The sequence below is a fragment of the Halobacillus alkaliphilus genome (assembly GCF_900113125.1).
GTDB classification, from domain to species: Bacteria; Bacillota; Bacilli; order Bacillales; family Halobacillaceae; genus Halobacillus; species Halobacillus alkaliphilus.
On the sequence record NZ_FOOG01000035.1, the window covers coordinates 14,246 to 40,503 of the forward strand.

The following is a 26,258-nucleotide window of genomic DNA, read 5'->3' on the forward strand; positions in this document are numbered from 1 at the left end:
TCCTACCTCACCTTTTTCTAATGTTAGGCTATGCAGACCGGTTCTCGCTTGTTTCTTTTTCTTTAAAGCGCTGAGTCTTATACCAGGTAACTTCCTGTTTTAATAATACTCGTTTGGCTTCTAAATAAGTAGCATAAACCACAAGGAGCAACCACAGCTGGGAGTATGTGAAGTACATAAATAGAATGATCACTGCGTTCTTCAAAGTTAATTGATCTTTTTCAAAACTAAGCGCGAGGGCGACCTCCGTCACAAATAATAAGAAACCAAGAACCAGCAGAACATAAGATACGGCTCCCATGGAGAGGTTCAAGTCAAAAAATATATTTAAAATAAATATACTATGAGAGATCATTACTCCCCCAAAGAACAAAAGGTAAGTAAACAGAAAGTAGATGAGATCGAGACCTACTTTTTTATTGTTCAAATCTTTAAAGTTAAGAAGGTACTTAAAAATAACATATTCGTTACCCCTGGCCCAGCGTGTCCGCTGCTTCCACCAGACCTTAATCATTTCAGGTTCCTGCTCCCACGTGACGGCTGAGGGGAAAAACCGGATGTGGTATCCCAGATTGTAAACTCTAAAGCTTAACTCTGTATCTTCTGAAAGAGCTTTTTCATCCCAGCCTCCAAGCTTCTCAAGGATGGAGCGGCGGATAGCAAAATTTGTCCCGGGAATAGTTGAAAGTTTGAACCAGAACCATCTTCCTGCCTGAGCCAGCCACTGGAAGGTGATGGTTTCGATGTTGATCAAACGGGTTAACAAATTTTTGCTGCCATTTGTTACACGGAACTTCCCTACAACTGCTCCCGCTTTCTGATCATTCATCAGCCCAGAAGCAAGCTGTGTAACAGCATCAGGCTCAGGTGTGTTGTCCGCATCATAGACAACGATAAATTCTCCGGTAGAATGTTTTAAACCTGTATTCAAGGCACCTGACTTCCCCTTGCCTCCAAGCGGCGGTTTCGTATGAATTACTTTGATATAGGGATACATATTCGCAAATCCTTCTACAATATTCCCCGTATCATCGCTGGAATTATCATTGATCACGATAACTTCGAGTTTATCCTTCGGGTAATTCAGACGCACCATGCTTTTCAAGGTATTCTCAATCACCACTTCTTCGTTATGTGCTGGAATGAGAATACTGACGGTAGGGTACTCCTTCATCTGACTCAGATACTTCTCAGCTGTTTTCCGGTAAGACTGAGCGTGCAAATATCCTCCCTGCATTAAGAACATATGGTAAAACAACATGAACCAAATTAAGAACAAGGATAGGTACAATAGAAAATCAGCCAACATGATCCCTCCGTTCTATTTTTGAAAACCGTCTGCGGGAAATAATCGTAGAGCTGAAGAAAAAAAGTACGCCTAAGGATCCTGTTCCGACCAGTCCCCATGAAATCTTCTCGATCGTCTGATGAATAAAGTAATTAAGCGAAGTTTTCGAATTCGTCACTAGGCTAAACTGGCTGCCATCGACTTCTACTCTCCCGGCGGCTGCCTGGATGTCCACTTTATCGGAAGTAACACTGTGTTCTCCCTCTTTCAGGTCAATCCACTGCACGTCAGGGAGAGTTTCAAGTCGACTAAGTAACTCTTTAAATCTCTCCACTCCCAGATACGGGTGGTAGAATAGCGACAGCATTCCATCTCTTACAATCATCTGTTCTTCAGCACGATCCATGATGGCATCCACAGCATCAGGAGCATCCGGCTCAACGTAACCTAACGTCTCTGGAAGAAGTTTCATCCCATGTAAAAAGGATGGCTTCGTAATATAAGGGGCACTCGCCATAACCTGCCAGTTATCATCACTTAGCTGTAACTGCCCTACGTAAGTGGAAAAGTGCTTAGATGCCGTTTGATATCCATTCTGCGACATCGTATAATGGGGCGCTTCAAAGGCCAGCGGATGAAGGCCAAAGCTCGTTAATTCATTAATTCCACTCGTAAGTTTACCGGATACATAAGACTGCTCAAATTCTATTAATCCCTTCCTGTAACTTTCATATTCTTTCTGATTCTTAAAATCGCCACGTTTCTTCAAAGGGGTGTCATCGTCCGCATCTTTATAAACCGGTGTATTGTTCTTCACATCCCAAAATTCGAAGCCTTCTCCTGTTTCAGAGTCCCTATATTGATGGGTGTAGCCATGCAAAACCACCGACCCGCCATTAGCCTGCATATACTTTAAAGCTTCCAGTACTTTTGGATAATCCGATAAATGAACACGCTCGCCGTTCTCAGGGTTAATATAAACAGGGATGACCGCAATCATATAAGGAATCTCCTTTTCTTTCAGCACTTCAGCAATCCCACGGAGGTTATCGGGATCCACCAGGGGATGGACATCCTCAAGCCGTATATAGCCCTCATGTGCAGAGACATGATTTGACTGGAACACTTCATGAAGGGTTTCTCCAAGAAACGTAGAAAAAGGGGAATCAATGATGGGCGTTCCTACGTAATAAGCTTTTTCAAAATGACTTACAATCGGAAGAATGCGCTCTCCAGATTGTGCTTCTACAATCACCTCGGCTTCCTCGTCGAGTTTTACGTTAAATACGGTGTGTATGGACGTCTTCACTTTTTTCTCCGGTTCATCTTTCATGTTCAATTTCGTATAAGCTTCTTCTTTCATAGGAGCAGCGAAGGACAGACGATCTCCCAGCTGGTTCAGGTTGTGCCCTTGCGCTACGAGAGTACCTTCATAGTCATTTAAAGCCTTTTGAAACCCCTTCGGTAAATCTTCCTTCTCCGTTCCCTGGTAAAAAACATGAGAGTAGGTTTTTAAATCATTTTCTGCAATTTCATCCGGCTGTTTAAAGTCAATATCTGTCGTGAAATGACTAATGAGCATGTCCAGGATCCGCTGCTGCTCATTTATCTCCTTCTGCTCGGAAGGATAAACGATAAGAACGTTCGGATCACTGCTTTTAGCTGCCATAACTGGGTGGGTTGTTAGAATGAAAACAACGACGATTAAGGCTGTCATTAGGATCACTACAGGATAATGTTTATTCATTCCATTTCCTCCTAAAGGTTCTTACTTTCTAACAAACTAACGTTCTATATAAAGAACGAACGGTTAAAAAAATAGCTTCTATTCATTTTCTTTTCTGATTTTCAAAGACAAAGCATAGGACAGCAGGATGACCATAATGGTGACTCCTGCACCAATAATGATAGGATTCCAACGTAAATTTAAGGATAGGAAAGAATTTTGTTTAACTTTGGCGTTCAGTAGTAAGTCTTCTTCATCAGAAGTTATGTCATCAACAGCCACATCTCTAGTAAGAGAGGCGTCTGTCTTAAGATCCACCCACTCCAGAGCTGGATAACTCATCATTTCCTCTATTACTTCTTCTAGACCCTCCGGACCGAGATAAGGATGGTAGAAAGCACTCAATACGCTGTCTCTTAAAATCATTAAGTTCCCAGCTCTTTCACCCATGCGTTCTATCGAATGAACTTCCCCTTCCTGCACATATCGCAGCGTCTCTGGAATCAATTCCATCCCTTTTAGAAACGTTGGAGAGGTAAGATACGGAGCCTCCATCATGACTTTCCAGTTATCATCTGTGAGCTGTAACTGACCCAGGTAGTTCGTGAAGTGGCTGGCTGCTGCTTCATATCCTTCTTGAGATATCGTGTAATGAGGAGTTTCTAAAGCGAGAGGTGTAAGCCCGAGCTTCACCAGTTCTTCTTTACCTTTCTCTATCCGTGTTTCCAGTTCAGAATATTCCATTTTACTAAATTCAAACCCATCTCCTGTTATTCCAGAACCAGATTGATCGCTGTACCCATGAAGAACGATCGCTCCCCCCTGCACCTCAATATCCTTAAGGACATTTAGAAGATCAGGTGCATCGGTTAAATGGTACTCTTCTCCAGTTTCGGGGTTTTTGTAAACAGGTGTCACGGCGACCATAAATGGGATGTTTCTTTCTATTAACACCTCCGCACACTGGCGAAGCATTTCAGGATCCAGTCTAGGATTCACATCTTCCAGACGGATAACAGCCGGGTGACTCTCTCTATGGTTCGTTTCGAATACTTGGTGCAGTACTTCCCCCATTAGGATGGCATCCTCTAATGAAATTTCACTGTCTGCATAATAATAATTGGAATAGCTCTTAATAAGCAGTGGATGTTCGCTGCCGCTTTCTTCAGCTGAGATGAGCGTTCGCGCATCAGAGTCCTTACTGATTTTAAATATTTGATGGGGCTCTGACAGAGTAATCGTTTCTTTAGTCTTTTTTAACGTTAAGTTCTCAATAGTTGTATTACCGTTCTTTTTAACGAAACTATAGCTATGCGGAAACTGAGTTTCGTTATATCCAAGGACCATTTTTACGCCGGTAAAATCATCAATCAGGCGAACAGTATTTTTGGGCAATGTTCTTTGCTCTTCCCCAAAATAGAAAAGGTGCGTGATGTCATTGAGATCCTCTCTAGCTAATTCCTCTGCAGATGTAAACCGTACCTCCTTCGTAAAATGACTGATTAAAAGATCCAGCTTCCTCTGCTGTTCAGTTAGCTCGTTGGTTCCCGTCGTGTACACGACTAATACCTCAGGGTGCTTTCCGGATGTCTCCTTAGCCAAAACAGGCGATGGAAAGAATGAGAATTGAATCAGAACTAAGATACCCATTCCAAGAAGCACTGTCTTTATTGAACGACAATTCCTCAAAGTGCCTCCCCCTTTCTTAATTTACATTTGCGGAAATAATTGCTTAGATATTGTTCTTTATAAAGCACAATACATGATTTTATCATGAAATACAAGGGTTTTTTTGTAAAATAAGCAAGATTTTTTCGTAATAAAGAACATTTAGTGTCTTAAACTAGACCTTAGGTACTGGCTTTCTATCTTTGTAAATCCCTTTTTGTTGGAAGACTCATAGTTTTAATTTATGACCAATTAAACTCTCCTCAATTTGCTATCTTTATCACATTTTCATCTATATAAGGGATGATTTTAGAGATGATTTTTTAAAAAAGTAAGCATTCTGTAGCTTATCGAGGGTATTAACTGATAAAGTGTTCTTAATTAAGAAAGATTGTCAATTTTGAAAGTTTCCATTTTATAACCATATATTATATACTCACGTTATCAAATTCGTAGTAAAGAACGAAAAACTACTAAATAAGAACAAAGAGTGAAAGGATCGCATTCCTCGAGGAAAATGCAAAAGATGACAACTCGTAAAAAAACGATAAGTTAACGCTGGAAAATTCAATTACTTTAGGGCGACCTATATCGTCATATATTATTAGCGAGTAACCACAAGTTACAGACCATACATACGGATTGTTTAATGATTTATAAACCATATGTATCGAAGTATCCATGTGAAATTCTCTCTGAGCGCGGAGGTAACGCTCGTCAGTCTTTAAATGGCGCAGGTTGAGCAAATATAATGAAGAGACTTCCAGGAGAATGGTAAGCTAGTAAGGTTTCGTTTGCCAGCCTTTTATGAACTTAAAACCAAGGAATAATTATATTCATTAATCGGTTGTATTTGTACTTTAATCGGGTAAGGAGTATTAAGGAATAAGAGCTAAATATTATAGTATATTCATGAAGTTAAGAAGTTTTATTAATCTATATCAAATAAGAACTCATAAATTCCGCTTATACTAAGTAACAAGAGTTTCTTATAATACTAAGAAAGAATATACCGTAGTTGCATTTAACAGGGAGGGAACACTATGTACAAAAAACAATGCCCACGGTGCCACCGCCCCTCATTCAGCAGCAGCGAGGGCACTTGGATGTGCCCCATATGCCAGGAAGATTTAACGTCATTCTCTGCCCTTCCTATTCACAATAAGAAATCAAAATCCGAAGTCGTTAGTATGTATGACCAGACCATGAATGGAACTCCACTCCGAGAAATATAAGCAGATAGATTTTAGATCTAACCCACAATGGATTCATTCAGTCGCATAGCTGTAAAAAAAAGGATTGCACTCAATGTGCAATCCCTTTTTAGTAGTATTATAGAATTTATGGCAGGAAACGGCGTGGATCCACTGAATTGGACCGACTAGGATTCCACGAACCGATATGAATCTCAAAGTGTAGATGCTGTCCAGTTGAGTTCCCCGTACTTCCCATATTACCCAGGAAATCGCCTTGGGATACAGACTCTCCTGCTGAAACAGCCGGAGTGGATCTCATGTGGGCATATACAGTCGTGTACGTCTTGCCATCGATCCGGTGAGTGATAAATACATTATTTCCGTAACTGGATGAATAACCGGCACGTATGACCGTTCCATCGGCTGCTGCCCTTATCGGTACGGTTCCGCTCTTAGCTAGATCGATACCGGAGTGTAGACGGTTTTCGTTATGAATTGGATGGAACCTCATGCCGTATTCGGATGTGGTTCCAGCAGATGCAGGCCAGGCGAACTTGGCACTGCTGCCCGAAGAGCTGGAAGTTGCTTTTTTATCTTCTTCTGCTTCTTTTTCAGCTTCCTCTTCTGCTTTCTGCTCTTCTTCTTCGGCTTTTCGTTCAGCTTCCTCTGCTTCTTCAGCTGCTTTTTTATCGGCACGATCCTGAGCTGCTTTTCTAGCTGCCTCTTTCCGCGCTTTTTCTTCCGCTGCTTTTTGTTCAGCTTCTTCGGCTGCCTTCTCGGCACGTTCGATTTCTTTCTTGATTGCTTCTTCCTGTGCAGCTAATGTTTCATTCTCTTCTTCTAAATCCATGACGTGATTATGAAGTTCTTCTTCTTCCATTTCAAGCGACTTCATCAGTTCATTTTTATCTTCCTTCTGGCTGTCCAAGTCACTCTTTAGTGATTCCAGTTCAGAAAGTTTTTCTTCAAGAGAGGTTAATTCTTCTTCCACCTCTGCTTTTTTGCTTTCTACAGCTTCTTTATCAGCTTTATGCTGTTCAAGTATTTCTCTGTCTTGTTCGGCAATGGTATTTAAGCTCATGATTCTTTCGAGGAAGTTACCGAAGCTTTCTGCTCCCATAAGTACGTCTAAGTAATCAATGGCTCCTCCATTCTGGTACATGGACTTCACACGATCTTTTAGAAGCTCGTCCCTTTCAGCGATTCGCTTTTCCAGTTCAGTAATATCTTCTTTCAACTGTTCGATGTTCTCTCTGGTTTGCTCTACTTCTTCTTCTTTTTTATCTATTTTCTCAGTCGTCTCCATCATTTCTTTGTCCAGGCGCTCAATTTCCTGGTTCAATTGTTCCTGGTCTTCTTTAAGTTCGTCAATTTGTTCCTGTTTTTCCTGTTTCTCAGATTCATTGGCTGATTGGCTGTTTTTGTTTTCTTCTAGCTGGTCCTCATTTTCTTCTACTTGCTCTTTACTTTTTTCGATTTGTTCTTCATACAATTCTGCGAAAACTGAACTTGTTCCGGATGATAAGCCGGCAAGTACAAGCGTGGCGATCAGGAGTGCAACTGTAAACTTAAACTTCAATCCCTTTTCCTCCCCAAAACACATGTATATTTTTATATTAAACTTTTAGATATTTTCTAATAGATGTAAAGCTTCCCCATAGTCCGATAATGACGCCCATTAAAATGAGCAGGATAGATACTTTCCATACAAACGGGTAGACAGGAAGTAATTCAACAAATAATGTCGGATATCGAGTCGTAACTTCCTGGAACAGGTATCTGTATCCAAAGACTACGACAGCGATTGGAATAGCTGCTCCTAACATACCAATTAAGATGCCCTCTACGAGAAATGGCCAGCGGATAAACCAGTTGGTTGCCCCTACCATTTTCATAATTCCGATTTCTTTTTTACGGGCCACAATGGTAATACGGATGGTGTTCGCAATGAGGAACATAGCTGTGAACAACAGCCCGGCAATTATGGCAAGCCCTATATTACGAGCTAAATCCATCACATTAAAAAGCCGTTGAACGGTTTCTTTGGCATATTCCACCTTCTCAACGTTTTCAAATGATTTAATAGACTGGGCCACTTGAATGGTATCTTCAGGATTTTGGGTTTTGACGATGTACACGTCATTTAACGGGTTCTCATCTTTAAGGGATTCAAATACTTCTCCCTCTTCTCCCAGACTGTCGATTAACTTCTCGAGTCCTTCTTCCTTGGATTGAAAGGTCACGGTGTCCACTTCGGGGATGTTTTGCAGTTTATCTTTCAGTTCATTTTGACCCGGCTCTTCCAGTGTTAAGTCCATAAAGACACGAACTTCTACGTTTTCTTCGATTTGAGAGCCTATATGGTTCAAATTAAGGAGTAATGCAGCGAAGACTCCTACCAGCAGCAGAGTAACCGTTACAGCTGATATAGAAGCTAAGGACATCCAGCGGTTTCTCGTAATGTTCTTTACGCCCTCTTTACCATGTCGTCCAAATGTCTTAAGTTTCATCTTTGATGCCACCTCTTACTTCCGAATTGCCGATCTTCTCTCTTTTTTTAAATCGGATAGGTTCCAGGACACCGAAAGATAAACGATTGCGATGATGCTTATCAAACAATTTATATCACTTCCTGCTTTAAACTCATGATGTCAATCTTCGATGTCTGAAATATGTAATCTTTACGTTTCCGGCTTCTTTTACCTTACTAATTATAACAAACAAGTTCGATAAAAAAAGACAATTTATTATTACATTTGTGTTTCATGCTTTTACATAAACGTGACAAAACCAGGGTATTTATGGGCGGTTATCCAACATTTTGTCGAATGACATGTGTATATACATGAGGGGTTCAAACCATAACAAAAAAGACAACCCCTTTGGAATTGTCTTTCGTAACTGTATGAAATTCATCATTAATTTTTTAATTGCTTTAATACTTCAAGTTCACGTTTCAAGCGAGTATTTTCATGTCGAATGGCTTCCACATTTTCTGTTTGGCCTTCTACCGGCAAAAGATTGATTTCATACCAGGCTTTACTTTGAACGTCATTTACTTCACTCGTTTGTTTGATGAGAGCTGCCGGGTACATCGTCCTTACGGCATCAATTTCTTTCTGAGATAGCCGTAACTCTCTAAAATAAACACCTTCACTAAAGGATTCTGACAAAAACTTTTCAAAGTCATGGGCTGCCATGGGCTTCGCTCCTTTATTTATTGGTCTTTAAAAACGAGTTTTCCACCATTCACAGTCTTAAGATTTTTGATATACGGATTCTTTTACAACGACATTAGCCACTACTTCCATCGGATCCACGAGCGGTACAGGAAGGTGATAAGGTTTCAGTACCAGTCCGATCTCTGTACATCCCGATATGATTAATTGAGCGCCGTTATCCAGCAGTTCCTGAGAAGCTTCTTTTAGAAGCTGGAGAGGCTTTCCATCCGTATTCCCGCTCTTTATTCCATTCTCACCATAAATGGACTTCATGACTTTTTCATTTTGCGTCATGGGCGTTGGATATACAATATCCAGATGATCGAGATATTTTTCAAAAAGGCCGGTTTCTAACGTACCCGTGGTAGCAAGAATGCCGATTTTAGAAATATCCGGATAGAAGTTGCGGATAAACCTTTTCAACTCTAAAAAGGCATTCAGTAATGGATACGAAACCTCTTTTTGTACGTCTTCTATGAAATAGTGGGCGGTCATACACGGAATACAGGCTACCTCAACGTCCAGCTTTTCTAAGTTTTTTGCGGCGTGGATCATTTCGGGTACCGGATTCTCGCCCCTTCCGGATATAGCTTCTGTGCGGTCAGGGATCTTTGCATTGCTGTCAATGATGACGCGGAAATGCTCCTGATCCTTTCTGGCGCTAGTTGCCCGGATGATTTTTAGATAGCATTCGGCAGTAGCCTCTGGCCCCATGCCTCCGAGTATACCGATTAGTTTATCGTTCATGAAATGCCTCCTTGCGTAAGACCCGAACCTTCCTATGATGACTACATGATTCCTGCCACTCTGTTTTTCAGCGGCTTGAATAATTCTTCTTCATCCATTTCTGGTCTCGCTTTGTTTAGTTGCTCAAGCGCGATTTTTGCTCCTGGGTCCATGCCTTGGCATCCAGCTAAAAGTACAACATCGTCTGTTCCTACTTCTGATAAAGCGTGGCGAACAGCGTCGTCCAATTCTTTATATAAATGCACGTGGATACCTGCATCTTTCATCATTTCCTGGAATACCCGCAGCTCCTCATCAGTGACCTGGTCTTTTTCTGTGACATGGGACTCGCTGAGGGTCGCAATGACTTCTTTAATTCCGAGCTTTGGAGCCCATTCAACAATCGCTTTTGCATTCTCACGGTTTACCGTTACCCCACGGCTCCCGCGAATCGCATATATGAGCTTCAATTGATTATACTCCATCTGCTGCAATGTACTTAAGGTAACGTTAATATTGCCGTAGTTCGCAAAATGGTCATCAAGAATTTTAAAGTCATCCTCAAATACCATTTCAAAACGGCGTTCCACGCCTCCAAAGGATTTCAGCCCTTTTTGAATCGTTGGAATCGGTACCTCACTCAGTAATCCTGCTGCAATAGCCACCATTGAGTTATACACGGAATGGTAACCAGGTGTGGATAGTTCAATATCAAATTCCTGAGGCTCAATTGGTGCCTCTCCTACATATATCGGCTTTCTGACTTCAACTGTAAATTTCGCACGGCCGGTGGACAGGTCAAGGTTTTTACAAATAAGATCTCCATCCCCTGTTTCCACACTAAAAGTGAGCAATTGCGCTTTTGTTTCATCCACCAGAGAAGCTGAATAAGGATCATCCAGGTTCAGGATGGCCCATTTATCAGCGCCAGCTTCCCTGATAAGACTGGCTTTAGCGTTAAAGTACTCTTCAAATGAGCCGTGAAGATCGATATGCTCGCGACTGATATTATTCAGCGTTACAATATCGAAATCCACGCTTCCCACTCGTTTTAAATCGAGGGCAGAAGAAGAAACTTCCATCGTTACATGAGAGACATTCTGCTCTCTCATTTGAGCAAAATAGTGATGAAGATCCAGCGATTCCGGTGTCGTCAGTTTCGTCGGCTCGGAATAGTCGCCGAATTTAACGACCACTGTTCCTATGAGACCTGTCTTGACTCCATGCTCTTCCAGGATCGCATCGGTCATAAAGGATGTAGAGGTCTTCCCATTGGTCGCGGTGATGCCGATCGTTTTCATCGATTGGGAGGGATGATTATAAAAAGCGTCGCTTAGTGCGGCAAGCGCTTTACGGCTATCCTCTACTCGAAACTGAGGAATGTCATCCCATCCTTCTTGATAATCTTCCACCACAATGGCAGCCGCTCCATTAGATATAGCTTCTAATATATACGCATGCCCATCCGTTTTAAACCCTTTAATACATACAAAAATGTCTCCCTGCTTCACTTTTCTGGAGTTATAAGCCAGTCCATGAATATCCAGCTCTTGTTCATTCCAAGCATCTAAAACTTGAATGGATTTCAGCAATTCATATAGTTTAGCCATTCTAATCTACCTTCCCTGCAATGTTTTAACCTTATCCGATTATTGCGATCCTATATTTTTTGTATATGGGCAAGCTTTGTTGTGTTTTCACAACCTTACTGAATCAGCTTGTTTTCCGTACTTTTCCAGCCACTAGACCCGCCATTTTCTTTCCGAATGCAAAAGCGGGTTTTGGATCTTTTGCATCCCATATCGCGTGGGCCTTTGGACGGAAATAAGATGCCAGTACCTTTTGAATGGAAAGCTGTCCCGTTTTAACGTATTCACGTACAGCCAGTAAATCTTCGTAAGCATACCAGAAGACGAGATTCATGTCTTTCTCAACAGCTTTTGGCTCAACTGGGTTACCGGTTAGCTCTCTGTAAGTAATATAAGGGATGTTGATTCCCGTTTTATATAACAGGCTGTTTAAATTCGTAATTCGGACATTAATTTCAATTAGATAATATTGTCCGGTTTGTTCATCTTTTTTAAATTCAATTTCTGCAAATCCTTTATATTGGATGCCTTCAAGGAATTTCTTCCCGAGGTCATATAGCTCCGGGACATATTTCTGCTGGGTATAAACCGAGGCCCCGTAGTTCACAGGGAATTGACGCAGTTTCTGGCAAGTGACCCAATGTGTAACCTCTGAGTCTTGATTCAAGTAGGCGTCGAAGGTGTACATATGATCATCGAAACCAGGAATAATTCGCTGTACAATCACTTCAATATTTTCTTCTTTAGCCATATTGACTTTTTCAAGAAGCTCTTCTTCTGTAAAGACTTTGAACAGCTTCCTTCTGAACTTGGTCACAAAAGCAGGAGAATCCACCGGTTTAACGAGACACGGAAACTGGATTTTTTCCTCTACTTTTTGTAAAAAGTTCTCTTCATCAATATGAACCGTTTCAGGCACCGCTACCCCGTGCTCGGATGCCAGCGTATGCAACGTACCTTTGTCCATTATTTTAGTATATAGCCCCTGTTCTTTTTGGGGAATAAGGAAATGTTCCCGTAATTCCATTAAATGCTCGTCTACAAACTCTACGTAAGGATCAGCTGTAGGAATAAGAACAGGCATCTTGCTTTGCTGTTTGGAGTAATCAATCAAAAAGGAAAGAAGTCCTTCTGGATCTTTTTTATAATGAGGAGCGATTAACGCTTCAGAGACGTACTTGGACTCAAGTCCATAAGCCCCTTCCCACGAATAATCGACAGCCGCTACGTGCACATTGTTAATGCCTAAGCAGCGGATTGTACTTAATCCTATATAATAATTCGCACCTAAAACAACCGCTTTATTATCCATGAATAATCCCCTTTTTTCAAACGTGACATAACATTTATTTCATTAAACTCATTCATAGTTGAGCAAAGCTATTCGCCGAATATCTAAACATATCTATTCTACCATATTATCGAGGCTAACAAAACGAGCAGCCCCTAAGTATGGAAGAAGATCCACTGTTTACCGGGAGTAATATTTGGAAATATATGTATGACCTGGTCCGGTAATATTTGTAAGACATCTAGAATTTCTCCCTCATGTAAAAAGCGGCCTTTCCCTGGGGAGGCCGCTTGGACGTAAGCATTTATTTATAGGAGTGACTGAAATCAATTTCTGACGGGACTTCTTCAGCTTGAGCCGGATCTTTTTGGATGTTCTTAAAGCGGTTCGCCACTTTATCTACGGCATATAACACTAGAAACGTAAGAAGGACAGTAAGTGACAGCATATAAAGAGATGTAAGCATAAGCTAATATCCCCTTTCAAATAGTATTTATCAGGATTTATCATCAAATCCTTGTATATAATACCAGAAATCAAGGTCTTGTAAACCTATATTCACAAATTCTTAGACATACATCTTTTTCCTAGCGTATTTTAATCCTTCCTCTAATTTCCTCTATTAAATATACCTCTCTGCTATACTGGATGTACCACCGTATTATGCAGGCGTTTCCATCCCTGAAAAATGATACTTTACTATTAAAGGAGAGATCCTGATGAGAGAGCCAGTAGGCAAGTGCCGCAACTGTGGAACGTTAATTTATTGTTCAGGTGGATTTTTGGAAGGAGTGGTGAACAATGACCAGACCCTTTGCTGTTTCCCTTGTGCGAACCAAACATCCACAGAAAAACCAACGGTCTCATTAAGTTCCTACCATCCAGAATGGCCCGTATTATTCGAACGGGAACAAAGGTTAATCGCAGAAATTTTGGGTGAAAATGTTCTTGGAATTGAACACATAGGCAGCACGGCCATCCCCGGGTTACAAGCTAAGCCTATTATTGACATTATGGCAGGAGTTAGATCTCTGGCCTCTTACGATTCGTACATACCGCATTTATCAACCATTGGATATATGTACGTACCTAAGCCGGAACTTGTAGACCGTCGTTTTTTCAAGAAGGAGAAGGAGGCGCAGACTTTTCACTTACATCTATGTGAATTTGGAGAGAAGGAATGGGAAGAAAAACTCCTATTTCGTAATTACCTGCGTCAGCATTCTAAAGCAGTGGAAGAGTATAATTCTCTAAAACTCAGACTCGCCAATCGCTACTCAAATGATCGGCCGGCCTACACAAAAAGTAAGGGAGCTTTCATCTCATCCATCATTCAAAAAGCTAAAAGAAAATAAAACACCCGGATTCTGTAAAACCCGGGTGCTGATGGTTATTTATTTCCTAATCTAATGTAATAATTAGCTGCGGTTTCGATCCCTTTTGTAAAGTTCTCCAAGTGAAAATGTTCGTTTGGAGCATGAAGATTTTCCGAAGGAAGACCAAAACCCATTAACACAACAGGTGCTTTTAAGACACTGGCGAACACTTCAACAATGGGAATCGATCCTCCCTCTTTAGGGAAAAGCGGGCGAACGCCATACACTTGCTCATAAGCATCCGCTGCTACTTGAATATAGGCATCTTGAGAATCAAGCGATACCGGATCTGCCTGAATCAATTGCTCTGTTTCTATTCGGACCCCGGCAGGCTTGTGATTCTCAAGGTGTCGCTGAATAGATTCAAACACAGCCTGCGGGTTCTGCTCGCCCACTAAGCGGCAGCTGATTTTAGCACTGGCCTGATTAGGTACAATGGTTTTTAACCCTTCTCCCTGAAAACCGCCTGTAATCCCGTTGATCTCAAGCGTCGGACGTATTCCCACACGCTCCTGGAAAGTAAAACCTTCTTCACCAAAAAAGGCTTCCAGTCCAAGTTCTCTTTTTACTTTTTCACTATTAAACGGAACTTGCGCCACTTCTTCTCTTAACTCCTCTGTAACTTCAGGAACTCCCTCATAGAAACCTTCTACAGCGATTTTTCCTGTTTCATCATGAAGGCTGTCCATAAGAGAAACAAGTGCATGAATCGAGTTGGGTACAGCTCCCCCGTAGGAGCCGGAATGTAAGTCAGTGTTTGCTGTTTTCACTGTTACTTCCATAGCAAGAGCTCCGCGAAGCGAAGTGCAGATGGCCGGCTGTCCTTTTTCGATAAAAGTTGTATCACTGATGACGACAGCATCTGCAGCCAGCTTTTCTTCTTGACTCCTAATAAAAGGAGAAAGGTTCGGGCTCGCAACCTCCTCTTCTCCTTCGATACAAAATTTCACATTAACCGGCAGCGTGCCGTTTTCTTTCATGAGAAGCTCAATCGCTTTAATATGAAGAAATAACTGCCCCTTATCATCCGTCGCTCCGCGGGCATAAATTTTCCCATCACGGACCACTGGCTCAAACGGAGGAGTTTCCCACAGTTCAAGAGGGTCTTCAGGCTGGACATCGTAATGACCGTAAATAAGGACCGTAGGCTTGTTCTCCGCATGGAGCCAGTCACCATATACAATAGGATGACCTTTTGTTTGAATGACCTCTATATTTTCCATACCGGCCTTCCCTAGAGATTCAGCTACCCAATCGGCTCCCCTATTTACATCTTCTTTACGGTCAGGTAAGGAAGATATGCTCGGGATCTTTAAGAAATCTTTTAGTTCTTCTATAAACGAATCCTTATGTAATTCCACCTGTTCTTTCACGATAGAAACCCTCCTTAAGATTATACATATTAGTATAACGAAAAACTCACCTTAAGAAAGGTGAGTTTGATGAATTAATAATTAAATTATAGCAATGAAATGATAAAGCTAATAACCACAATAAGCCCAATAATCATTAGAATCGTACGTAACATAGGAACACCTCTTCACTTTAGGATTATGTATATTACTATTCCTTATTTCGGACAAGTTCAAACAATACATTCTGCTTATTTTTATTATAGTAAAAAAAGACTGACCCAGCGGGGTCAGTCTTTTACATCTCGTTCTTATATCACCTGGCGATCCCAGTGACGGTGAGCCGCTACAGCTTCCGTAAATTTGCTTACGAATTCAATTCCGTTTTCTTCTGCTACTACGCCTGCTTCCTCCAACAATTCATTATCTTTCAATAGTTGGATCCCTTCATGCGTAGCACCAAGCGGCTTGAAGTGCGTAAAGGCTTCATTTAGATAATAAGAGGCTTTCTTCCTGAATGCCTTATCCTGCTCGCCGCCTCCTGCCACGTAAATCGCATCAACCAGCACAGGATCAACCGTTGTAAATGTGTGATCAACGGTAAGTTCTGTACCATCTGCGCCCTTCAGAGTGCCTTGATGGGTACTGATAACCACAGGAGAAATACCTTTATCAGTCAATCCTTCCAGGACATTCGTCACCTCACTGCCGGCAAAATTGTCGGCAACAATGACACCAACTACACGAGTATCCGGTTTGAATACAGTATTTTGCTGGCTTAGCGCTGGAGAAGATTTAGTTACATCGGATCCGCCATGTTCTGGTGGAGTGATGCCGATGTTTTTGGCAACTCCTTGAACCAGCTCAAGACTGACGTTTGAGAACATTTCAATCACTTGCTTTCTAACTGAATCACTTTCAAGTTTACCCAGTTCGAAACTGAAGGCTTGAATTAAATGACCTTTCTCTGGTTCGCTCATACTGTTCCAAAATAACGTAGCTTGAGAGAAGTGGTCTTTAAAGCTTACACTTCGCGCGCGTATTTTGCGCCCTTCTACCTTCTCCTGATAGTGCTCATAACCGCCTTCTTCTGGAGCTGCAGGCTCCGGTGTATTCTGGGCAAGGGAGTTTTTATGATAGCTGACCTGACCCTTATTAATCGTCTGACGGCCATATCCATCTCTTTGGTTGTTAAAGAATGGGCAGACTGGACGGTTAATTGGAAGCTCGTGGAAGTTTGGACCTCCGAGACGGATTAATTGAGTATCCGTGTAGGAGAATAAACGACCTTGAAGCAATGGATCATTGGTGAAATCAATGCCTGGTACGACATGACCAGGATGGAATGCCACTTGCTCCGTCTCAGCAAAAACATTATCGACATTACGGTTTAATGTTAATTTACCGACGATTTCTACCGGTACATCTTCTTCTGGCCAAAGCTTCGTCGGATCCAGAACATCAAATTCGAATTTATCCTCGTCTTCTTCTGGAATGACCTGTAGTCCTAGTTCATATTCCGGATAATCTCCATTTTCTATGGAGCTGTAAAGGTCACCACGGTGGAAGTCTGCGTCCTTACCGGAAATCTTTTGAGCTTCATCCCATACTAAAGAGTGAGTCCCCAGTACCGGTTTCCAGTGGAATTTCACGAAATGAGACTTACCTTCCGCGTTTACCAAACGGAATGTATGTACTCCGAACCCTTCCATCATACGGAAACTTCTAGGAATAGCGCGGTCAGACATGGCCCACATTACCATATGAGCGGATTCCTGATTGTTCGCTATGAAATCCCAGAATGTATCATGAGCCGATGCTGCCTGAGGCATTTCATTATGAGGTTCAGGTTTTAATGCGTGAACTAGATCAGGGAATTTAATGGCGTCCTGAATGAAAAATACAGGGATATTGTTACCCACTAGATCGTAGTTTCCTTCTTCGGTATAGAATTTAGTCGCGAAGCCGCGAGCATCACGTACGGTTTCGGAAGAACCGCGGTTACCCGCTACTGTTGAAAATCTAGTGAATACGGGTGTCTTTTTAGAAGTATCTGTCAGAAAATCTGCTTTTGTATATTTTTCAAGAGATTTATAGAGTTCAAATTCGCCATGAGCCGCAAATCCTCTTGCGTGCACCACACGCTCCGGAATACGTTCGTGGTCAAAATGGGTCATCTTTTCGCGGAAGTGGAAATCTTCCATTAATGTCGGGCCGCGTTCTCCAGCTTTCAGAGAAAACTCATCCTCTGACATTTTCAGTCCTTGATTGGTTGTAAGACTTTTTCCTGAATCGTCTCTGCGATAGTGCTCCAACTGCTCGTCTTTACTTTGCTTATCTACTTTTTTCTTATCACTCATTAAGGTTCCTCCTTAAAATGATTATAAAAAAACACTCTTTATAAACTCCACATAACTAGTACCCCATCATCCATCTGTTAAAACTTTCAAACCGAGATATTTTCTTCAATAGAATTAGCACACACAATGGTAGCGTTATTATAAAAGGGTTATTCCAGTATCGGGCCGGATTGTGGAAGACTCGATTTCGAGGTATTGGGTATGAGGAAGGTCGAAACCACTTAAAACATCACCTGAGTGAGAAGTAAAGAGACCATGTGATTGTGCAGCTATTTTCAAGATGTAACTATCGCAATAGCCTGTATTAAAGTATTTAACACAGATTAAGAAGGAGAACTTTTCTCTTCTAGAAGGGTCCGTTTTTCATAATCGTGTTGGGTTGGTGGGGAAATGATGAGACTCCCATGGGAGAAGGGACTAGGTGAGATCCCGCAGGGAGTGAAAACGAGCGAGGAAGCTCGTGGTAAAAGGAGGATCGACTAAGATCGCCACGTCCTGTGGCAACGTCGATCGACCCTACGTCGTGTAGGGCCATAGGAAAGTGTTCAAATGTGGAATCACCCCGAAAGACACGAACAGCATAAGCCGAGCATCAAAAGGAGGGTGGTTTTTCCGTCCGTTGATGAACGGCTTATGTCTCGAGTGTCTGAGTGATGGAACAAGACGAGTTATTTCCCCACCAATCCTCATCCCCATTTTATTAACGGACCCATTTATCTCGAAACTGAGTCTTCAAGTAATGGGAGCTTATCTGTAAAAGAAATAAGTTGATTTATTAGATCCTTCTAAAAAAAAGAGATGCCTCTATGTTATAGAGACATCTCTGATTATTCTAAAGTTATGGCAGCTGTGTGGAGCCCATCATAAATCGATCGCACTCACGCGCAACCTCGCGTCCTTCATTAATGGCCCAAACGATCAGACTCTGTCCGCGACGCATATCACCGGCGGCAAATACACCTTCCACGTTGGTCGTGTACTTACCATACTGGGCAGCTACGTTAGTTCTAACAGTAGTTTCAATTCCAAGCTTCTCAATTAAGTCCTGTTCTGGACCACTGAATCCAATAGCAAGCAAAACAAGATCGGCTGGCCAGACTTTTTCTGTACCAGGTATTTCTGTCCTTACTTTATTGCCGTCATCGTCAAAGGACAGAGCCACATCAATGGTGTGAACCTCTTTAATTCTATTATTCTCATCGCCGACGAATTTCTTTGTCATTACGGCATAAGCACGCGGGTCGTCACCAAATTTGGCTTCCGCTTCCTTTTGTCCATAACCTACCGTATGAACAATCGGGTATTGAGGCCATGGGTTCACTTCGTTATCACGTTCTGACCCTTTTTTATCGTAAATATCAAATTGGGTCAGTGTCTTGCATTCATGTCTGACGGAAGTAGAGATACAGTCTGTCCCTGTATCGCCACCACCAATAACGATCACATTTTTATCTTTCGCACTAATGTAATTTTTATCTTCGTGGTTTGAATCCAGCAAACTCTTTGTATTCGCATAAAGGAAGTCCATAGCATAATGGATACCTTTTAAACCGCGGCCTTCGACTTCCAGGTTCCTAGGAGTAGTTGCTCCTCCACAAAGGATCACGGAATCATACTCTTCATTAAGACGGGAAACCGGGTAGTCTCTTCCTACTTCGGTGTTCGTTTGAAAACGAATCCCTTCCTGTTTCAGGATATTCACTCTTCGCTCCACAATTTCATAAGGAAGCTTCATTTCCGGAATACCGTACGTTAGTAATCCGCCTACGCGGTCACTACGTTCAAATACGGTAACCCAGTGTCCAGCTTTGTTAAGCTGGGCAGCTGCGGCCAAGCCTGCAGGTCCGGAGCCTACAACAGCAACGCTTCTTCCGGTTCGCTTTTCCGGAGGTTCAGGAACAACCCAGCCTTCAGCAAACCCTTTCTCAATAATGGAACGCTCGACGGAACGAATAGCTACAGGCGGTTCATTTATACCTAGCACACAGGCTCCTTCACATGGAGCTGGGCAGGCGAATCCTGTGAATTCAGGAAAGTTGTTCATTTCATGTTCTTTCTTTAAAGCTTCCTTCCACTGACCTCTGTAGACGAGATCGTTCCATTCAGGAATTAGATGGTACACGGGACAACCGGTGGTCATGCCTTTGACTTCCATCCCTGAATGACAAGTAGGTACGCCGCAGTCCATGCAGCGCGCCCCTTGTTTTTGTGCTTCCTCGTCTGACATAGGTAAAGTGTAATCTTCCCAATCTTTCGTTCTCGTTGCCGGATCACGCTCAGGTATCGACTGACGCTCATATTCCATGAATCCAGTAGACTTTCCCATCAGATCTCCCCCTCTGTTGTTATTTTACTGTTTCTACTGGCTTATTACTTTCTTCAAATGCAGTCATTTCTGCATCAAATTTCTCCATGCCTTCTGCCCTCAGGCTCTGGATACGTTCCTGCATAGCAAGATAAGCCGTCGGTATGACACGTACAAATTTAGAAACGAAGGCATCCCAATTATTCAAAATGCGCTGGGCATTTGTGCTATTGGTATAAGCCACATGCTTCTCTATCATTTCATAAAGTTCTTGAATTTCCTTAGAGTCTGTCAGCTTTTGAGTCTGTACAAGTTCATGGTTGCACTTTGTCTCAAAAGCTTCTTCGGTTTCATCCAGCACGTAAGCGACTCCTCCAGACATTCCGGCGGCGAAGTTGCGGCCCGTCCCCCCAAGAACGACCACTTTTCCACCTGTCATGTACTCACATGCGTGGTCTCCTACTCCTTCAACGACCACTTCTGCTCCACTATTACGTACGCAGAAACGCTCACCTGCAAGTCCATTAATGTAGGCTTCTCCACCAGAAGCTCCATAGAATGAGACGTTCCCGATAATCGTATTTTCTTCTGGTACGAAAGTGGACCTAGGAGATGGATGTACAATGATTTTACCTCCGGACAATCCTTTTCCGACGTAATCATTGGCGTCCCCGACGAGTCTCAGTGTCATTCCTTTCGGGATAAAAGCACCGAAACTCTGGCCCGCTGATCCTTTAAAGGTCAGACGGATTGTGTCTTCCGGAAGACCTTCTGCTCCATATTTGCGGGTGATTTCACTTCCCAATATGGTTCCGGTAACCCGGTGTATATTTCGAATGGAACCTGTTCCTTCCACAGGCTCTCCTGTTTCAATCGCTTTTTTACAAAGTGGAATCAGTTCTTCCACGTCGAGTGTTTTCTCAAGACCGTGGTCCTGTTTTCTAATCGCATAGCGTCCATAATTATCAGGTACAACAGGCTGATAAAGAAGGGCCGATAAGTCGACGCCTTTGGCTTTCCAATGGTCAATCGCTTCGTTCGCCTGCAGTACATCGGTACGTCCAATCATTTCATTAATCGTACGGAAACCAAGCTCCGCCATTAATTCTCTTGCTTCCTGTGCAATAAAACGCATGAAGTTTTCCAGGTGATCCGCTTCACCCGTGAATTTCTTCCGGAGCTCAGGATCCTGTGTCGCTACTCCTACTGGACAAGTGTTCAGATGGCATACACGCATCATGACGCAGCCTAATACGACAAGCGGGGCTGTAGAGAAGCCATATTCTTCAGCTCCAAGCAAGGTCGCAACGACTACATCGCGCCCTGTCATCATTTTCCCGTCCGTTTCCACGACAATTCGGTCACGAAGACGGTCGAGTACAAGGGTCTGGTGCGTTTCAGCAAGACCGATTTCCCAAGGCAGACCGGTATGCTTAATACTTGTTCTTGGAGCCGCTCCCGTACCCCCGTCATATCCGCTGATTAAGACTAGATCTGCTCGTCCTTTAGCAACACCGGCTGCGATCGTACCGACGCCGACGGCTGATACTAGTTTTACACTTACGCGTGCTTTAGGGTTCGCGTTCTTCAAGTTGTAGATCAATTCTGCAAGGTCTTCGATTGAATATATGTCATGGTGCGGCGGAGGAGAGATCAACTCAACTCCAGGGGTAGATCCGCGTACTTCTGCAATCCACGGATATACTTTTGTACCAGGAAGGTGTCCGCCTTCTCCGGGTTTTGCACCTTGAGCAATTTTAATTTGAATTTCATCCGCGTTGACTAAATAATGACTCGTTACTCCGAAACGTCCGGAAGCTACCTGCTTAATGGAGCTCCGGCGGGTATCACCGTTATCATCAGGAGTAAAACGGTCCGGATCCTCTCCGCCCTCTCCCGTGTTACTGCTTCCGCCGACACGGTTCATAGCGATCGCTAGTGCCTCATGTGCTTCCTGGCTGATCGAACCATAAGACATGGCACCTGTTTTGAAGCGCCTGCAGATGTCTTCCACAGATTCAACTTCTTCAATTGGCACCGAAGGACGATTCTTAAAGGACAACAAGCCGCGCAGCGACTGTAGATTATTATTCTCATCTGTCAGCATTTGGGAATATTGCTTGAAAAGATCATAATCATTGCTTCGGCATGCGTGTTGAAGGGTAGCAATTGTTTGCGGATTATATTGATGATCCTCTCCGTTTTCACGGTACTGGAATTCATCTCCCGCTTCTAACTGACGGTTGCCTCCACGGTTTTCTGTATAAGCTTTCTCATGTCTCATTAATACTTCTTTTTCAATAATATCTAAGCCAATTCCACCAAGACGGGAGGCTGTACGCGTGAAGTATTTATCGACTACATCTTTCTGGATCCCGACAGCTTCGAAAATTTGAGCACCACGGTAACTTTGAATCGTGGAGATGCCCATTTTCGAAAGGACTTTAATGATTCCGTCTGTTGCGGATTTAACGTATGTTTGTACCGCAGCTTCATAGGAGTCTACCTGTATATCACCGCGGTCTACAAGGTCGCGGATCGTCTCGTAGGCTAAATAAGGGTTGATCCCTTCAGCTCCATAGCCTAATAAAGCGGCATGGTGGTGAACTTCTCTAGGTTCCCCGGATTCTATCAACAGACTGACTTTCGTCCTTGTGCCTTGACGGATTAAGTGATGGTGAAGACCGGAAACAGCTAACAGAGCTGGTATTGCGGCTTCATTTTCATTTACACCTCTGTCAGAAAGGATGAGGAGAGTCGTTCCTTCTTCTACGGCTTGATCAGCCTCTTCAAACAAACGATCAAGTGCCTGCTCCATCTTATTTTCTTTTGCTTCAAATAAAATAGATAGAGTGCGGGCCTCAAACCCTTCTAACGACTGCTGACGCAGCTGTTCCAGTTGACGGTTCGTTAGTACGGGAGTTTCCAGCCTGATTTGACGACAGCTGTCCGGTTTCGGATCTACTAAATTCCCTTCAGCTCCAATCGTTGTTTCTACCATGGTAATTAATTTTTCACGAATGGCATCGATCGGCGGGTTGGTCACCTGGGCAAACAACTGTTTAAAGTAGCTATATAAAAGCTGTGGTTTTTTGGATAAAACAGCAAGCGGTGAGTCATACCCCATCGAACCGACAGGATCCTTCTGACTGGATACTAAAGGAACGATAATTTTATTTAATTCTTCTGTTGTGTATCCAAAAGCGAGCTGCTGATCGATCAATGGGTTGACAGGACGGTGCTCTACCGTTGGTTCCGGCAAATCCTCCAGGTCATACTTATGATTATCAATCCACTCCTGATAAGGATGTTCTCTGGCCGTTTGGAGTTTGATTTCTTCATCCGGAATAATCTTACCTTCTTCTAAGTCCACGAGAAGCATCTTCCCTGGGTGGAGACGATCTTTATACAAAATATCGTCCGCAAAGATGTCCAGGGCTCCTACCTCTGAACCCAGCACAATCATTCCGTCTTTTGTGACGTAGTATCTTGCAGGCCGTAAACCATTACGGTCCAGACAAGCACCAATCTGCTTTCCATTGGTGTAAGCAAGTGCTGCTGGCCCGTCCCACGGCTCCATTAACGTACTATGGTATTCATAAAAACTCTTTTTATCTTCATGGATGGTATTGTCATTTGCCCAAGGCTCAGGAACCATCATCATGGCTGTATGAGCAAGGGAGCGTCCCGATAAATAAAGAAATTCAAAAGCATTATCAAACATCGAAGAGTCACTGCCCTCGGAGTCAATGATCGGCAGAATCTTCTGGAGATCCTCTTCACTGAAATACTCAGAACTGCAAAGCTCCTGACGTGCTCTCATCCAGTTAACGTTACCTCTTAATGTATTAAATTCCCCGTTATGAATGGTAAAGCGGTTCGGGTGTGAACGTTTCCAACTCGGGAATGTATTTGTACTGAAACGGGAATGGACTAAAGCCAGAGCCGTTTTAAAGTCGGGGTGGTTCAAATCTATATAGAAGGAATCCAGCTGTTCTGGAATCAGCATCCCTTTATAAACAATCGTACTGGAAGACAGACTGCTCATATAGAAATCGTCATAGCCTTCTTTACCAGCTATCTCAATTTCCGCGCGCTTTCTAATAATGTACAAGCGGCGCTCCAGGTCCATTTGCGTCTTGATATTTTCTGAAGGCGCAACAAACCCCTGGCGGATGAATGGTTTCGTCTTCTTAGCATCGTCCCCAACAAATGAATCATTGATTGGTACGGTACGCCAGCCTAAGAAGGTTTGTCCTTCCTCTTCCACAATTCTTTCGAAAATTCGTTTGCATTCCATTCGAGTATCGTGATCTTCTGGAAGGAAGAACATCCCAATTCCATACTCTCCCGGTTCCGGTAGTTCTATATCTTCTTTCTCACACTGTTTTTTAAAGAAGTAATGAGGAATCTGGGTTAGAATTCCCGCTCCATCACCAGTACTGATATCAGCGGATTGTCCTCCCCGGTGTTCCAGGTTACAAAGTATAGTGATCGCATTTTCAACAATGCTGTGACTTTTCGTTCCATCAATATTCGCAATCATTCCTATGCCACAAGCTTCATGTTCATTCTCAGGATGATAAAGACCCTGCGGTACAGGGTAGCCGTTTTTTTGCATATTCATTCCCCCTAGCGGACTTATTCTTGTAGGTCAAAAGTAGAAATTAAAAAATTCTGTCTTTTTAGTTTCTTACAAGTATATCATGAAAAATTAGATGATTCACGCTTTCGTGACAGTATTTGCGTATATTTTCACAGAAATGAAACAATTCAAAATACGCGTAAACACATTCATTTAGATAGTGTAAGCGCAATCATAAAACTGTGTTTTTTTGAAAAATTTTCTTAATTTTTTTACGATCATCAGCCTTTATATAGTTTTTTTGAAGAAGAATTTTGTATATATACACCTTCCACCGGATGAATATACACTTTAAAAATAAAGGAGTTTCACGAAGTTTTTTCGAAAGCAGTAAAAAGAGAAAGGAGACGTTAAAATGAGCCAGCTGAGAATAAGAGATTTTGGAATTGATATAGGTACACTAAGTACGGGAAGACGTAATGCTATCACGGATGTAGAGGGAGTCCGGGTAGGGCATTGCACGTTAAGTGAAGGAAGTACTCAAACAGGAGTTACAGCCATCCTTCCGCATGAAGGGAATATTTTTAAAGAAAAATTAATAGCATCAAACCACATTATCAATGGGTTCGGAAAAACGATCGGAACGGTGCAAATGAATGAATTAGGAACCCTGGAAACTCCGATTCTTCTGACTAATACTTTAGGGATCGGGACGGCCTCTGAGGCATTGATTGAATACATGCTCGAACGGAACCCCGAAATTGGACGATCGACGGGAAGTGTGAATCCTGTGGTGGGAGAATGCAATGATATGATCTTAAATGATATTAGAAACCTATCCATAGAAAAGAAGCATGTGGTCCAGGCGCTGGAAGATGCCTCCTCTGAATTTCCAGAAGGAAGTGTGGGAGCCGGAAGAGGGATGGTTTGTTATTCGTTAAAAGGAGGCGTGGGTTCTTCTTCCCGCCTGGTTGAACTCCGTCACGGAACTTATACGATCGGGGTCCTCGTTCTCACTAACTTTGGACGTATGGGGGATTTGCTGGTGAATGGCAGGCCTGTAGGTGAGCAGTTAAGCCAACATGTCAAAGCTTCCTATGAGGCCGACAAGGGGTCTGTGATGGTGGTTGTGGCTACAGACCTCCCTGTTTCTGACAGGCAATTAAATCGTATTATTAAACGTTCGGTCACCGGCCTATCCCGTACAGGATCCCTGATTACAACTGGAAGCGGAGATGTCGTTATTGGTTTCTCGACCGCTGCTAAAATTCCCTATAAAGCAGACACACCTCTCCTTTCTTTTCAGACGATTCATGAAACGGACATAGATGAAGCCTTTCGTGCCGTAAGCGAAGCTACTGAAGAAGCCGTTCTCAATTCATTGATTACAGCAGATTCAGTAACAGGCAGGGAGGGTAACGAGGCCCAGGCTCTAAGGTCCTTACTCGAAAAGTATCCCGTCTCACTATTATAAAACCGTGCAGTACTAAAGATAAGCTCCCGTTACTTGAAGACTCAGTTTCGAGATAAATTGGGTCCGTTACGTTAGATGGATAAGGGCTGGTGGGGAAATAA

At 42.7% G+C, this 26,258-nt stretch carries 17 protein-coding genes; 3 read left to right on the forward strand and 14 right to left on the reverse strand.

Annotated elements, in window-relative coordinates:
* Positions 1 to 28: 28 nt before the first annotated feature.
* The 3 genes from BMZ06_RS15750 to BMZ06_RS15760 form a co-directional block, all read right to left on the reverse strand.
* The gene (locus BMZ06_RS15750) at positions 29 to 1,306 is read right to left on the reverse strand and encodes a glycosyltransferase family 2 protein (protein ID WP_089753403.1); all 1,278 of its coding nucleotides are present in this window, start codon (positions 1,304 to 1,306) and stop codon (positions 29 to 31) included.
* Positions 1,299 to 3,035 carry a DUF2334 domain-containing protein gene (locus BMZ06_RS15755; RefSeq protein ID WP_089753405.1) on the reverse strand — a complete coding sequence of 579 codons (1,737 nt, stop codon included), beginning with the start codon at positions 3,033 to 3,035 and terminating at the stop codon, positions 1,299 to 1,301. The genes BMZ06_RS15750 and BMZ06_RS15755 overlap by 8 nt, the downstream gene beginning before the upstream one ends.
* 78 nt (positions 3,036 to 3,113) lie before the next feature.
* Positions 3,114 to 4,703, reverse strand: a complete 1,590-nt coding sequence (locus BMZ06_RS15760) for a DUF2334 domain-containing protein (RefSeq protein WP_139205843.1) — start codon at positions 4,701 to 4,703, stop codon at positions 3,114 to 3,116.
* Positions 4,704 to 5,725: 1,022 nt separating this feature from the next.
* On the opposite strand from BMZ06_RS15760, the gene BMZ06_RS21320 reads away from it, so the two are divergent.
* A complete protein-coding gene (locus tag BMZ06_RS21320; RefSeq protein WP_483866626.1) occupies positions 5,726 to 5,917 on the forward strand; it encodes a hypothetical protein in 192 nt (63 codons plus the stop codon).
* A gap of 106 nt (positions 5,918 to 6,023) precedes the next feature.
* On the opposite strand, the gene BMZ06_RS15765 is transcribed toward BMZ06_RS21320, so the two are convergent.
* From BMZ06_RS15765 to BMZ06_RS20810, 7 genes are all read right to left on the reverse strand, one after another.
* Entirely contained in the window at positions 6,024 to 7,457 is a 1,434-nt protein-coding gene (locus BMZ06_RS15765) for a murein hydrolase activator EnvC family protein (RefSeq protein ID WP_089753408.1), read from the reverse strand.
* Between the two features lie 37 nt (positions 7,458 to 7,494).
* Positions 7,495 to 8,388 (reverse strand): permease-like cell division protein FtsX, encoded by an 894-nt coding sequence (ftsX, locus tag BMZ06_RS15770; RefSeq protein ID WP_089753410.1) that lies wholly within the window; start codon positions 8,386 to 8,388, stop codon positions 7,495 to 7,497.
* Positions 8,389 to 8,796: 408 nt separating this feature from the next.
* On the reverse strand, positions 8,797 to 9,078 hold the full coding sequence (locus tag BMZ06_RS15775) for a hypothetical protein (protein ID WP_089753412.1): 282 nt from the start codon (positions 9,076 to 9,078) through the stop codon (positions 8,797 to 8,799).
* Positions 9,079 to 9,135: 57 nt separating this feature from the next.
* The gene (gene cuyB / locus BMZ06_RS15780; protein ID WP_089753414.1) at positions 9,136 to 9,846 is read right to left on the reverse strand and encodes a cysteate racemase; all 711 of its coding nucleotides are present in this window, start codon (positions 9,844 to 9,846) and stop codon (positions 9,136 to 9,138) included.
* Between the two features lie 41 nt (positions 9,847 to 9,887).
* Positions 9,888 to 11,435 carry a Mur ligase family protein gene (locus tag BMZ06_RS15785; protein ID WP_089753416.1) on the reverse strand — a complete coding sequence of 516 codons (1,548 nt, stop codon included), beginning with the start codon at positions 11,433 to 11,435 and terminating at the stop codon, positions 9,888 to 9,890.
* A 103-nt stretch (positions 11,436 to 11,538) separates the two neighbouring features.
* Positions 11,539 to 12,726 (reverse strand): carboxylate--amine ligase, encoded by a 1,188-nt coding sequence (locus BMZ06_RS15790; RefSeq protein ID WP_089753419.1) that lies wholly within the window; start codon positions 12,724 to 12,726, stop codon positions 11,539 to 11,541.
* 283 nt (positions 12,727 to 13,009) lie between these two features.
* Positions 13,010 to 13,171 (reverse strand): hypothetical protein, encoded by a 162-nt coding sequence (locus tag BMZ06_RS20810; RefSeq protein WP_175477909.1) that lies wholly within the window; start codon positions 13,169 to 13,171, stop codon positions 13,010 to 13,012.
* Positions 13,172 to 13,424: 253 nt separating this feature from the next.
* Here BMZ06_RS20810 and BMZ06_RS15795 point away from each other — a divergent pair, with 253 nt between their 5' ends.
* Positions 13,425 to 14,060: a GrpB family protein gene (locus BMZ06_RS15795; protein WP_089753421.1), complete on the forward strand. Its 636-nt coding sequence runs from the start codon at positions 13,425 to 13,427 to the stop codon at positions 14,058 to 14,060.
* Between the two features lie 35 nt (positions 14,061 to 14,095).
* Here the strand turns inward: BMZ06_RS15795 and BMZ06_RS15800 are convergent, their stop codons facing one another.
* The 4 genes from BMZ06_RS15800 to gltB form a co-directional block, all read right to left on the reverse strand.
* On the reverse strand, positions 14,096 to 15,454 hold the full coding sequence (locus BMZ06_RS15800; protein WP_089753423.1) for a dipeptidase: 1,359 nt from the start codon (positions 15,452 to 15,454) through the stop codon (positions 14,096 to 14,098).
* Between the two features lie 290 nt (positions 15,455 to 15,744).
* A complete protein-coding gene (locus BMZ06_RS15805; RefSeq protein ID WP_089753425.1) occupies positions 15,745 to 17,793 on the reverse strand; it encodes a catalase in 2,049 nt (682 codons plus the stop codon).
* 838 nt (positions 17,794 to 18,631) lie between these two features.
* Positions 18,632 to 20,119, reverse strand: coding sequence for a glutamate synthase subunit beta (locus BMZ06_RS15810; RefSeq protein ID WP_089753426.1), 1,488 nt, complete (start codon positions 20,117 to 20,119; stop codon positions 18,632 to 18,634).
* A 19-nt stretch (positions 20,120 to 20,138) separates the two neighbouring features.
* Complete coding sequence (gene gltB / locus BMZ06_RS15815; RefSeq protein ID WP_089753428.1) at positions 20,139 to 24,719, reverse strand: glutamate synthase large subunit; 4,581 nt, start codon at positions 24,717 to 24,719, stop codon at positions 20,139 to 20,141.
* Positions 24,720 to 25,098: 379 nt separating this feature from the next.
* Here gltB and BMZ06_RS15820 point away from each other — a divergent pair, with 379 nt between their 5' ends.
* Positions 25,099 to 26,157, forward strand: a complete 1,059-nt coding sequence (locus BMZ06_RS15820) for a DmpA family aminopeptidase (RefSeq protein ID WP_089753430.1) — start codon at positions 25,099 to 25,101, stop codon at positions 26,155 to 26,157.
* Positions 26,158 to 26,258: the final 101 nt, after the last annotated feature.